Origin of the sequence: Amycolatopsis sp. NPDC049253 (genome assembly GCF_040678995.1) — a bacterium.
Classification (GTDB): Bacteria; Actinomycetota; Actinomycetes; order Mycobacteriales; family Pseudonocardiaceae; genus Amycolatopsis.
In genome coordinates, this window is record NZ_JBFAQX010000037.1 from 67,860 (window position 1) to 79,584 (window position 11,725).

Annotated in this window: 9 protein-coding genes and 1 pseudogene; 9 read left to right on the forward strand and 1 reads right to left on the reverse strand. The window is 69.2% G+C overall.

Features of this window, described 5'->3' with window-relative positions; all coding sequences use genetic code 11:
• Positions 1–28 precede the first annotated feature (28 nt).
• From AB0K15_RS42855 to AB0K15_RS42875, 5 genes are all read left to right on the forward strand, one after another.
• Entirely contained in the window at positions 29–1,159 is a 1,131-nt protein-coding gene (locus AB0K15_RS42855) for a glycerophosphodiester phosphodiesterase (RefSeq protein WP_364065238.1), read from the forward strand.
• Positions 1,160–1,223: 64 nt separating this feature from the next.
• Positions 1,224–2,240 (forward strand): serine hydrolase domain-containing protein, encoded by a 1,017-nt coding sequence (locus AB0K15_RS42860; protein WP_364065241.1) that lies wholly within the window; start codon positions 1,224–1,226, stop codon positions 2,238–2,240.
• Positions 2,241–2,640: 400 nt separating this feature from the next.
• Positions 2,641–4,185: an amino acid permease gene (locus AB0K15_RS42865; protein WP_364065244.1), complete on the forward strand. Its 1,545-nt coding sequence runs from the start codon at positions 2,641–2,643 to the stop codon at positions 4,183–4,185.
• 59 nt (positions 4,186–4,244) lie between these two features.
• Entirely contained in the window at positions 4,245–5,705 is a 1,461-nt protein-coding gene (locus AB0K15_RS42870; RefSeq protein ID WP_364065247.1) for an alpha/beta fold hydrolase, read from the forward strand.
• 37 nt (positions 5,706–5,742) lie between these two features.
• Complete coding sequence (locus AB0K15_RS42875) at positions 5,743–7,383, forward strand: Na+/H+ antiporter (RefSeq protein ID WP_364065250.1); 1,641 nt, start codon at positions 5,743–5,745, stop codon at positions 7,381–7,383.
• A gap of 41 nt (positions 7,384–7,424) precedes the next feature.
• Here AB0K15_RS42875 and AB0K15_RS42880 read toward each other — a convergent pair whose 3' ends face one another.
• A complete protein-coding gene (locus AB0K15_RS42880) occupies positions 7,425–8,711 on the reverse strand; it encodes an adenylosuccinate synthase (RefSeq protein WP_364065253.1) in 1,287 nt (428 codons plus the stop codon).
• Positions 8,712–8,785: 74 nt separating this feature from the next.
• Between AB0K15_RS42880 and AB0K15_RS42885 the strand changes: the two genes are divergently transcribed.
• The 4 genes and pseudogenes from AB0K15_RS42885 to AB0K15_RS42900 form a co-directional block, all read left to right on the forward strand.
• Positions 8,786–9,457 (forward strand): hypothetical protein, encoded by a 672-nt coding sequence (locus AB0K15_RS42885; RefSeq protein WP_364065256.1) that lies wholly within the window; start codon positions 8,786–8,788, stop codon positions 9,455–9,457.
• Between the two features lie 147 nt (positions 9,458–9,604).
• Positions 9,605–10,243 (forward strand): HNH endonuclease family protein, encoded by a 639-nt coding sequence (locus AB0K15_RS42890; RefSeq protein ID WP_364065259.1) that lies wholly within the window; start codon positions 9,605–9,607, stop codon positions 10,241–10,243.
• Positions 10,244–10,371: 128 nt separating this feature from the next.
• Positions 10,372–11,271 (forward strand): glycosyl hydrolase family 18 protein, encoded by a 900-nt coding sequence (locus AB0K15_RS42895; protein WP_364065262.1) that lies wholly within the window; start codon positions 10,372–10,374, stop codon positions 11,269–11,271.
• A 276-nt stretch (positions 11,272–11,547) separates the two neighbouring features.
• Positions 11,548–11,725, forward strand: a pseudogene (locus AB0K15_RS42900) (transposase); the annotation flags it as partial.

The following is an 11,725-nucleotide window of genomic DNA, read 5'->3' on the forward strand; positions in this document are numbered from 1 at the left end:
ATGCCCGGTAGAGAGAGGTCCCTTTCCCATGAAGCGCAAACGCGTGGGTGTGCTCGCCCTGTCCGGTCTCGCCCTGCTCGGCGTCGCGAGCCTGGCGATCGGTCCCGCCACGGCGGCCCCGCAGCAGGTGGCGGGCGCGGCGGCGCACCGGCACGATGACCCCGTGATCGTCGGACACCGGGGCGCGCCCGGCTACCGCCCGGAGCACACGCTCGCCTCCTACGAGCTCGCGTTCCGCATGGGCGTGGACTTCGTCGACGTCGACCTCGTGCCGACCAAGGACGGCCGGCTCGTCGCTCGGCACGAGCCGGAGATCGGCGGCACCACCGACGTGGCGGACCACAAGGAGTTCGCCGCGCGCAAGACCACCAAGACCATCGACGGTGTGTCGATGACCGGCTGGTTCACCGAGGACTTCACGCTCGCGGAGCTCAAGACGCTGCGCGCGAAGGAGCGGATCCCGGAGAACCGCCCGAACAACCAGCTCTACAACGGCCGCTTCCAGATCGCGACCTACCAGGAGGTCATCGACCTCACGCGGCGCCTCGGCAAGGAGCTGCACCGCACGCTGGGCACGTACCCCGAGGTCAAGCACTCGACGTACTTCTCCTCGATCGGCAACCCGACCGAGCCGAAGCTCGTCGCGTTCCTCAACCGCAACGGCCTCAACCGCCCCGACGCGCCGGTGATCATCCAGTCGTTCGAGGTCACGAACCTCAAGGAGCTGCACAAGCAGGTGCGGGTGCCGCTGCTGCAGCTGACCGAGGCCACCGGCGCGCCGGCCGACTTCGTGGCCGCCGGTGACAAGCGCACGTACGCCGACATCGTGTCGCCGGCGGGGCTGCGCGAGGTCGCGAAGTACGCGAAGTACCTCGGCCCGGACAAGGCGCAGATCATCCCGCGCGACGCTTCGGACAACCTGGGCAAGCCGACCTCGCTGGTCGCCGACGCGCACCGCGTTGGCCTGAAGGTGCAGCCGTACACCTTCCGCAACGAGAACCCGTTCCTGCCGGCGAACCTGCGTTCGTCCGCCAGCCTGACGGAGTTCGGCAACGTCTTCGCGGAGGAGGCGGCGTTTTTGAAGGCCGGTGTCGACGGCTTCTTCGCCGACCAGGCGGACACAGCACTGGAGTCGCTGCACGATTTCCTGGGTCACTGATTTTCTTGTGCCGTAAGGCTTTTCGCAGGCCCGTTCACCCAATGGTGGACGGGCCTGCTGTTTTTTGTCGGCGCGGGTTCCTACTGTTGTCGGCATGGTTCTCGGGGAGGAGATCGATCGGCTGGCGTGCGACACCGGATTTTCCGGGGTCGTGTCGGTCAGCCGTGGTGATGAATCGGTGCTCGCGCGGGCGTACGGATTTGCGCACCGCGGGTACGGCGTACCGAACACAGTGGACACACGGTTCGCGATCGCCAGTGGTACCAAGGGTTTGACCGCCCTGGTGGTGGTTCGGCTGATCGCCGAGGGGTTACTGACCTTGGGCACACGGGCGCGTTCCCTGCTGGGCGCGGATCTGCCGTTGATCCACGATGACGTGACGGTGGAACACCTGCTGTCCCACCGCTCTGGCATCGGCGACTACTGCGACGAGGACGCTCCGCCACCGGCGCATCCGCAGTCTTTCACGTCGGCGGCAGCGTATTTGCCTGCGCTGGACGGGTTCCCGCAACGGTTTCCGCCGGGGTCGCAGTTCTCCTACAACAACGGCGGGTTCGCGGTGCTGGCCCTGTTGGCGGAACGGGCCACGGGTGAACCATTCGCGGATCTGGTTGCTTCGCGTGTTGTCGCGTCCGCCGGCATGGCGCACACCGCGTTCCACCGGTCGGACGAATTGCCCGGCGACGCGGCGACGGGGTACCTGGAAGACGGGCGCACCAACGTGTTCAGCCTTCCCGTGGTGGGCAGCGGTGATGGCGGGATCTACTCGTGCGCCGATGATTTCGCCGCGTTCTGGGCCGCGTTGCACGCCGGGCGAATCGTGCCGCCGGAGTGGGTTTCGCGGATGACGGCCGTGGTGAGTGCGGAAACCTCCACACGCGAACGGCTCCGCTACGGTCTCGGCTTCTGGCTCCCACCCGACGGCACGACGGTGATGCTGGAGGGCTACGACTACGGCGTCTCGTTCCGCAGCGTCTCGCGCCCATCCGACGGGCTGGTGTTCACGGTTGTTTCCAACACGTCCGAGGGCGCGTGGCCGCTGACCAGGTGGCTGGGAGGGGAGCTGGTGGCGAAAGGTTGACACCATGGCCGACTGAGCCGCGACGACGCCGCGATCGGCGGTGGCGCAACGCATCGCGCGCCACCGCCGCCATGGCGCGGCGTGGCCAGCGGAGGGGCGCGCTCGCGCGATCGTGCGGAGAACGGCAAGGCAAGGGCACCCATGACCAACGTCGGCGGCGCAGGGCCGAGATTGCCGGCCCACCTCGACACTCGTCTACGGGCGGTGCCGTGCGCCCGCGGGTCGTTCGTCGCAGGCCGCGCCGAGCAGCCGGCAATCGCCGGATTTGTCGTGCCGATGAACCAACGTCGGCGGCGCAGGGCTGGGGTTCCTGACGGAACCTTGACACCCGCAGACGCGCCGGGCTAGCTTCTCCGGAACTTCAAAGGTCTGTCCACATACCTTTCAGGTGGGGTGCCCGATGGATGTCTCCGACCAGCAGACCGCCGAACCCGACCGACACGACGAGGACAGCGCCCGGCTGCACGCACTGGGGTATGCGCAGGAGCTCAAGCGCACGATGTCGTCGTTCTCGAACTTCGCGGTGTCGTTCACGATCATCTCGATCCTGTCCGGATGTCTGACGCTGTACGGCTTCGGCATGAAGACCGGCGGGCCCGTGGCGATGATCTGGGGGTGGCCGCTCGTCGGCCTCTTCGTGATCCTCGTGGGGCTCGGCATGGCGGAGGTGTGCTCCAGCTACCCCACGGCGGGTGGTCTGTACTACTGGGCCGCGAAGCTCGCCACGCGCAACGGGCCGGCGTGGTCGTGGTTCACCGGGTGGTTCAACCTGATCGGCCAGATCGCCGTGACGGCGGGCATCGACTTCGGGGCGGCGCTGTTCCTGAACGCGTTCCTCGACCTGCAGTGGGGCTACGCCGCGACGCCGGGGCACACGATCCTGCTGCTGGCGATCATCCTCGTCGTGCACGGGGCGCTGAACACGTTCGGCGTGCGCGTGGTGGCGATCCTCAACAGCGTGAGCGTGTGGTGGCACCTGATCGGGGTGCTGGTGATCGTCGGCGTGCTCGTGTTCGTGCCGGCGAAGCACCAGGACGCGTCGTTCGTGTTCGGGCACTTCGCCAACGAGACGGGCTGGAGCTCGTCGGTGTACGTATTCGCGCTCGGGTTGCTGCTGGCGCAGTACACGCTGACCGGCTACGACGCCTCGGCGCACATGACGGAGGAAACCAAGAACGCCGCGAAGGCCGGGCCGCGCGGGATCATCAACTCGATCCTCGTGTCGCTCGTCGCCGGGTGGGTGCTGCTGATCGGGCTCACGTTCGCCATCCAGGACTACGACGGCGCGGTCAATTCGGCCACGGGTGTGCCGCCGGCGCAGATCTTCATCGACGCCACCGGCGCGGTCACGGGCAAGTTCCTGCTGCTGATCTGCATCGGCGCGCAGCTGTTCTGCGGCATGGCCTCGGTGACGGCCAACTCGCGGATGATCTACGCGTTCGCCCGCGACGGCGCCATTCCCGGCTCGAAGATCTGGCACCGCATCAACAAGCGCACGCAGACACCCACCAACGCCGTGTGGCTGGCCGCGGGCGGCGCGCTGATCTTGGCGCTGCCCTACCTGTGGAGCGCCACGGCGTACGCGGCGGTCACGTCGATCGCGACCGTCGGGCTGTACGTGGCATACGTGATCCCGGTCTTCCTGCGGGTCCGGCGCGGCGACAGCTTCGAGAAGGGCCCGTGGAACCTCGGGCGCTGGGGCAAGCCGATCGGCATCGTCGCGACGGCGTGGGTCGTGGTGATCTTCGTGCTGTTCATGCTGCCGCAGGGCTCGCCCGTCACGGTCGACTCGTTCAACTACACGCCGATCGCGTTCCTGATCGTGCTCGGCGGCGCGGCGCTGTGGTGGGTCGTATCGGCGCGCAAGTGGTTCACGGGCCCGAAGGTGCAGGGATCCGCGGCGGAACTCGAAGCCGTCGAACGGGAGCTCAAAGAACTGGGATAGACCCGGGATCAACCCGGAGGTGGAGGCGGCGCGCGGCGGGCCTGGTGAAGATCGGGACGGTGAAACCGAACCGAACAGCCACACTCGCGCTCGCCGCCGTGAGCCTCGGCGCGCTCACCGTCGCACCCGCTGCCGCGGCCACCCCGGCCCTGTCCTGGGGCACCTGCCCCGCGCCGACGCCCGACGCGTCGAACACCACCGTCCAGCGCGACCCGCGCCAGCAGTGCGCCACGCTGACCGTCCCGCTCGACTACGCCCACCCGCACGGAAAGACCATCACCCTCACGATCTCGCGCATCCCCGGCACCAAACACCAACCGCTGGCCATCGGCCCCGGCGGGCCCGGCGGATCCGGCCTGGACCAGCCGAGCGTGTGGTCGACCACGGCCGTCGGGAAGCAGCTGCTGAGCCAGTACGACCTCATCGGCTTCGACGACCGCGGCATCGGCAGCTCCACACCAGTCCTCTGTGGACTGTCCGACGCCGATCGCGCCCCCACCCTCGCCGACCCGTACCCGGCGCCCGACGGCGACATCACCGCCAACGTCGCCTACGCCCGCCGCGTCGCCGACACCTGCGCGAAGAACGCCGGCGCCTACCTGCCGTACCTCAACACCCGGAGCGTCGCCCAGGACATGGACCGCATCCGCGAAGCCCTGGGCGCGCGGCAGCTGAACTACTACGGCACGTCCTACGGCACCTACCGCGGCGCCGTCTACGCGTCGATGTTCCCGCAGAACACCGGCAAGATCGTGCTCGACAGCAGCACCCCGCCCGAAGGCGTCACGGCCGCGATCCGGCTGAAGGGCGAGGGCGTGGAAACGGCGTTTCCCGCGTTCGCCGGTTGGGCCGCGGACCACGACAGCACCTTCCACCTCGGCACCACCCCAGACGCCGTGCGAGCCGCCTACTTCCGCATCACCGCGGCCCTCGACCAGCACCCCCGCACCTTCGACAGCGGCGGCGTCCTCACCGGCAACGACGTCCGCATCGCCCTGCCGCCGTTCCTCGAGAAGCCGGCGACCTACCCCGTCATCGCCACCCTGCTGGCCCTCGGCGACGGCCAGGACCTACCCTTCGGCACCACCTTCACCCAGCCGATCCCCGACAACTTCGCCAGCGACCAGTACGCCGTCCTCTGCGGCGACGCGCCCGTCTCGCGCAACCCCGCGACGTACGCCGTCGCCGTGCAGCAGGAACGCCAGGCCCACCCCCTCACCAACGGCATGCCCGCCGACATCTGGCCGTGCGCCTTCTGGCCGCGCGACGCCGTGCACCAGCCCGTGCCCATCACCGCGAACGGCCCGCGCAACGTCCTGATGCTCCAGAACCGCGCCGACCCCTCCACCGCCTACTCCGGCGCGCTGCGGATGCGCACCGCCCTCGGCCGCCGCGCGGAGCTGACCACGATCGACGACGTCGGCCACGGCGTGGACCTCACCAACGCGTGCACCGCCGGCCGGCTCACCGATTTCCTGCTCGAAGATCACCTGCCCGGGCGCGACACGGCCTGCCCGTGACCCGTCATCCGAGATCAACCTGGGTGAAGATGCGGGCATGGAGACCCTCACGCTGGTCGGAGTCCTCGCCGGCTCGCTCGGCCTGACCGCGCTCGCCCGGCGCTACAACGTGTCGGCGCCGCTGCTGATCGTCGTGGTCGCGCTGGGGGTCGCGCTGATCCCCGGCGTGCCACGCATCGAGCTGGAGCCCGAGCTGATCCTCACCGTGGTGCTGCCGCCGCTGCTCTACTCGACGTCGCTCGACAGCTCGCTCACACACTTCCGCGCCAACCTGCGCCCGATCATCGGGCTGGGGGTGGTGCTGGTGGTCGTGACGGCCGTGGTCGTCGCGTTCGTGGTGCACCTGCTGCTGCCCGACCTGCCGTGGGCGTCGGCGCTGGTGCTCGGGGCCGTGGTGGCGCCGCCGGACGCCGTGACGGCCGTGGCGATCGGGCGCAAGCTCGGCCTGCCGCGCGGGATCATGACCGTGCTGACCGGCGAAAGCCTGGTCAACGACGCCGCCGCGCTCACGCTGTACAAGGTCGCGCTGGCCGCCGTCGCGGGCACGGCCGGGTCGATCGGCCACGGCCTCGGCGTGTTCGCGGTGGCGACGGTGCTCGGCATCGCCGTGGGCCTCGTGGCCGGGTTCGTGGTGGTGTTCATCCGCTCGCGGCTCGAAGACCCGCTGCTGGAGTCGGCGTTCGGGATCATCGTGCCTTTCGCGGCCTACGTCACCGCCGAACACCTGCACCCGTTCGGCTCGGAGTTCAGCGGCTCCGGCGTGCTCGCCGTGGTCACCGCCGGCCTCTACCTCGGCCAACGGTCGCTGCGCGCGTCGCCGGCCACGCGCATGCAGGACCGGTCCGTGTGGACGTCGATCGACGTGCTGCTCGAAGCGCTGGTGTTCGCGTTGATGGGCCTGCAGCTGCCCTTCGTGCTCGACGGCGCCGACCGCGCGGCCCGCGACAACGGCACGCTGGCGATCGTCGCCGTCGTCGTGCTGCTGGTGACGATGGCCGTGCGGATCCCCGCCGTGTTCCTGTCGAGCTACCTGCCGAGAACGCTGCGGCTGTTCGGCCGCACGCGAGACTCGGCTTCGTGGCAGGCGCTGGCCGTGGTGTCGTGGACGGGAATGCGCGGCGTGGTCACGCTCGCCGCGGCGTCGGCCGTGCCGTTCGGAACGCCCGGGCGCCCGGAGATCCAGCTGTTCGCGTTCACGGTCGCCGTCGGCACAGTGCTGGTCCAGGGCCTCACGTTGCCGCCGCTGATCCGCTGGCTCAAGGTGCGGGACCCGGCCGAGGCCGCGCGCGATCAGGCCGAGGAGCTGGCCGCGCGGGAAGTCGCGCAGAAGGCGGCGCACGCGCGGCTGAAGGAGATCACGCAGGCGGCGATGTCCAAGGCGGACCTGCCACCGGACCGCATGAAGCGGCTGGAAGAACGTCTGGAGCGGCTCGTCGACACCCGCTACCGCTTCGCGCGGGCCGCGATCACGCTGTCCGGTGAGGAACGCAGCGCCAGCCCGCAGGCCAAGTTCGCGCAGGCCCGGCGGGAGCTGCTGATCACGCAGCGCGCGGCGATGATCGCGGAGAACCGCGCCGGGCGGCTCGACGACGAGGTACTGCGCAAGGTCCTCGTCGAGCTGGACCTCGAAGAGCTCTCCGCCACCAACACCCTCACCAACCGGACGGGCATGGGCTGACGGGCGTTCGGTCGGGAACGCCCGTCAGCTCGGCGAAGACGTCAGACGAACTCGTGGCGCACGATCGTCTGCTCGCGACCCGGGCCCACGCCGATCGCCGAGATACGCGCGCCCGAGAGCTCCTCAAGACGCTCCACATAGGACCGAGCGTTGGCCGGCAGCTCGTCGAACGTCCGGCAGCTCGAGATGTCCTCGAACCAGCCCGGCAGCTCTTCGTACACCGGCACGGCGTGGTGCACGTCGGTCTGCGTCATCGGCATGTCGTGGGTGCGGCGGCCGTCCACGTCGTAGCCGACGCACACCGGCACCTTCTCCAGCCCCGACAGCACGTCGAGCTTGGTGAGGAAGTAGTCGGTGATGCCGTTGACCCGCACGGCGTAGCGGGCGATCACAGCGTCGAACCAGCCGGTGCGCCGCGAACGGCCCGTGGTCACGCCGAACTCGCCGCCCTGCTTGCGCAGGTACTCGCCGGCCTCGTCGTCGAGCTCCGTCGGGAACGGGCCCGAGCCGACGCGCGTGGTGTAGGCCTTCAGGATGCCCAGCACGGTGGTGATGCGGCCCGGGCCGATGCCCGAACCCGCGCTCGCGCCGCCCGACGTCGGGTTGGACGACGTGACGAACGGGTACGTGCCGTGGTCCACGTCGAGCAGCGTGCCCTGCGAACCCTCCAGCAACACCGTTTCGCCGCGTTCGAGGGCCTGGTTGAGCTGCAGGCGCGTGTCGGCGATGCGGTGCGCGAACTTCTCGCCGGCGGCGAGCACCTCGTCGGCGACCTGGTTGGCGTCGAGCGCCTTGCGGTTGTAGACCTTCACCAGAACCTGGTTCTTGAACTCACACGCCGCTTCCACCTTCTGGCGGAAGATCTTCTCGTCGAGCAGGTCCTGCACGCGGACGCCGACGCGGGCGATCTTGTCCTGGTAGCACGGCCCGATGCCGCGGCCGGTGGTGCCGATCTTGCGGCTGCCCAGGTAGCGCTCGGTGACTTTGTCGATCGCCACGTGGTACGGCATGATCAAGTGCGCGTCGGCCGAGATCCGCAGCCCGCTCGTGTCGACGCCGCGTTCCTCCAGGCCCGCGAGCTCTTCGAGCAGCACGCCCGGGTCGACCACCACACCGTTGCCGATGACGTTGGTCACGCCCGGCGTGAGGATCCCGGACGGGATGAGGTGGAGGGCGAAGTTCTCGCCGTTGGGCAGGACGACGGTGTGGCCGGCGTTGTTGCCGCCCTGGTACCGGACGACCCACTGCACGCGGTCACCGAGCAGGTCGGTCGCCTTGCCCTTGCCTTCGTCCCCCCACTGGGCACCGATCAGCACGATCGCCGGCATGTGACACTCCAGGTGTTCGGCAACAGGGAAAGTGTCCCGATGGGACACGGGGTGGCGCTGGGAAATGCCGGTGCATGACTGTAACGGAGGACGTGGGCGTGCGCGGAATCGTGGTGGCCTGCGGTGATGATCCGCACTCGTTCACGGCCCTCCGTGACGTGTCCATCGTCCGCGTTTCGGCGCTTCCGGGCAAGGCGGAAATCGATCCCTTGCTGGGGAAACACGAGCGCTTGATCGTCGCGGGGACCGACGCGGACCTCGCGGCGGTGCTCGTGCGATTGCTGCGGACCGATCGGGTGTCGGGCGTGTCGGTCGGGTTCGTGCCTGCCGAGTCCGGTTCGGCCGTCGCGGCGCTCTGGGGACTGCCCACGGACCCCGTCAAGGCGCTTGAAATCGCCCTCGACGCTTCGGCCTCGGAAGTGCCCCTCGTGCGCGACGACACCGGCGGAATCCTGGCCGGGCGCGCCACGCTGCGTGACGTCCAGGGTCAGGCGTACTGCGACGAGCACCTGGCCTTCGACGGCGCCGCGGCCACCGTGGACGTGTCCTCCGACGAAAACGGCCTGGTCGCGCGGGTGACGCGGGGGAAGCTCGTGAAGCGCACCGCGGTGTTCCACGGCCGGGCGTTCCAGCTCGGCTGCCGGCCGACCACTTCGCTCGTGAGTGACGGCGTCGCGCACCCGCGCGAGGTCACCAAGCGGACCTGGTACCGGCACACCGAGGACCTCCGCCTGATCCGACCGTGACCGTTTTCATCCGATAGTTCTGCGCCAGGTGGCCTAACAGCACGTTCTGTTCACTGAAGGTCTGTTACATGTCACCCGTAAGTGTTGCTTGCGCCACTTCCGTGGTCGAAGGTGAATCAGTCCCACACTCGACACGGAGGCAGCAACATGCCCACAGCGCGTAGTGTCCGAAACTCCTTGACCGTCCTGGTCGGCGTGACGCTGCTCGGCGGCACGATGGTCGGCATCGCCGACGCGACCCCGCCCGGCATCCCGTCGGCCGCGACGGCCGAGAGCGAGCTCGCCGGCCTCACCGTGAAGGCCGACGGATCGCTGACCGGTTACAGCCGCGACAAGTTCCCGCACTGGATCCAGCAGGGGGACAACTGCGACACCCGTGAGGTCGTGCTCAAGCGCGACGGCACGAACGTCGTCACCAATTCCAGCTGCACCGCCACCTCGGGCAAGTGGGTTTCGCCCTACGACGGCGCGACCTGGACCGCGGCGTCCGATGTGGACATCGACCACGTCGTGCCGCTGGCCGACGCTTGGCGCACCGGTGCTTCGTCGTGGACCACGGCGCAGCGCCAGGCCTACGCCAACGACCTGTCCGACCCGCAGCTGATCGCCGTGACGGACAACGTCAACCAGGCGAAGGGCGACAAGTCGCCGGATCAGTGGAAGCCGCCGTCCACGGGCTACTGGTGCACCTACGCCCGCATGTGGGTCGCGGTGAAGTCGAAGTTCAAGCTCACGGTGAACTCCGCCGAGAAGTCCGCGCTGACGGACATGCTCGGCCGCTGCTGACGTGATCCGCGCGGGCCGGGATCGGTTCTGGGGTCTGGGGTTCGACGGCCGATCACCCCGGTCCCGCCCGCGCGGAACCCTACGGACGGTGGTAGTGCGAGCACGGTCTGCCACGTAAGGTCTGGACCATGAGGAAGCTCGCGGCGGCCGCGCTGGCCGTGCTCCTGGTGCTGTGCGGTGCGGTGCCGGCCTCGGCCGCGACCGGGCGGCGCGTGATCGTGTACTACCAGACGATCTACAACGGCAGCGCGTACGTCTCGCCGCTCGGCCTCACGCAGCACAACGCGGGCGTCACCGACGTCATCGTCGGCGCGATCCACCTCGACCCCGGCGGCGTGGTCCACGTGAACGACGACCCGCCGTCGGCCGCCAAGTTCGACCCGATGTGGCAGGACCTCGGCACCTTGCGCTCCCAGGGCGTCCACACCCTGGCCTTCCTCGGCGGCGCGGCGCAGGGCAGCTTCCAGCGGCTGGCCTCCGACTTCGGGACCTACTACCCGCCGCTTCGCGCTCTGCTTCGCGACCACTCGCTGTCCGGCATCGACCTGGACATCGAAGAGACGGTGGACAACGCCTCGGTCGTCCGCCTCATCGACGCCCTGCGCGCGGACTTCGGCTCGTCGTTCCTCATCACCTTCGCCCCCGTCGCCCCGGAACTGAGTGGCGGCCGCGGCCTCTCGGGCCTGGACTACGACCAGCTCTACCGCGACCGCGGCTCCCAGATCTCCTGGTTCAACACCCAGTTCTACTGCGGCTGGGGCTCCCTGTCCGACACCGGCGGCTACGACGCCATCATCCGCCACGGCGTCGTGCCGGCCGCCAAGGTCGTCGCCGGCACCGTCACCAACCCGGCCAACTGCGGCGGCTACGTCGACCTGCCCCGCCTGCAATCGACGATCCACTCGCTCACCACGAAGTACCCGGACTTCGGCGGCATCGACGGCTGGGAGTACTTCAACTCCCTCCCGGGCGGCACGACCGCACCTTGGCAGTGGGCGCAGCAGGTTGCGCCCACGGTGAAGGCCTGATCGGCGGCGGGTCGGGTGGGGCTTGCCGGGGATGCCTGGCTGATCTTCGCGGTTGCCTCTGTGGCCCGGAGGTCATCGGCTTGTCAGCGCGCGGCGCTGTGGCCGGGGTTGATGTTTCCGCGCGGTGGGCCGCATGACAGCCAAGCCGCTGCCCGCCGGGCCGATCTCCTTGCCCCGCAACAGATGTGCGCCACCCCCGGCGACAGACAGCCCCCGCCCTCCCTAAGAGCGTGTCTTACGTGGTGATCGGGTCGCTCGTGAGCGATGATCTTGGCTGTGGTTGATCGGTTGTCGTTGCGGTTGGTGCCGGATGAGCTGTGGTTGCTGGTGGAGCCGTTGATCCCGGCGTTCGAGTCGCGCCGCAGGGTGGTGGCACGGCCCCGTTGGACGCTCGTGCGGTGTTCACGGCGATCGTGTACGTGCTGACCAGCGGGTGTGCCTGGAGGGATCTGCC

Excerpts from the sequence above, each read along its gene's own strand:
- AB0K15_RS42855 (WP_364065238.1), top strand. The coding sequence starts at position 29 with ATGAAGCGCAAACGCGTGGGTGTGCTCGCCCTGTCCGGTCTCGCCCTG.
- AB0K15_RS42865 (WP_364065244.1), top strand. The coding sequence starts at position 2,641 with ATGGATGTCTCCGACCAGCAGACCGCCGAACCCGACCGACACGACGAG.
- AB0K15_RS42875 (WP_364065250.1), top strand. The coding sequence starts at position 5,743 with ATGGAGACCCTCACGCTGGTCGGAGTCCTCGCCGGCTCGCTCGGCCTG.
- AB0K15_RS42880 (WP_364065253.1), bottom strand. The coding sequence starts at position 8,711 with ATGCCGGCGATCGTGCTGATCGGTGCCCAGTGGGGGGACGAAGGCAAG.
- AB0K15_RS42885 (WP_364065256.1), top strand. The coding sequence starts at position 8,786 with ATGACTGTAACGGAGGACGTGGGCGTGCGCGGAATCGTGGTGGCCTGC.
- AB0K15_RS42890 (WP_364065259.1), top strand. The coding sequence starts at position 9,605 with ATGCCCACAGCGCGTAGTGTCCGAAACTCCTTGACCGTCCTGGTCGGC.
- AB0K15_RS42895 (WP_364065262.1), top strand. The coding sequence starts at position 10,372 with ATGAGGAAGCTCGCGGCGGCCGCGCTGGCCGTGCTCCTGGTGCTGTGC.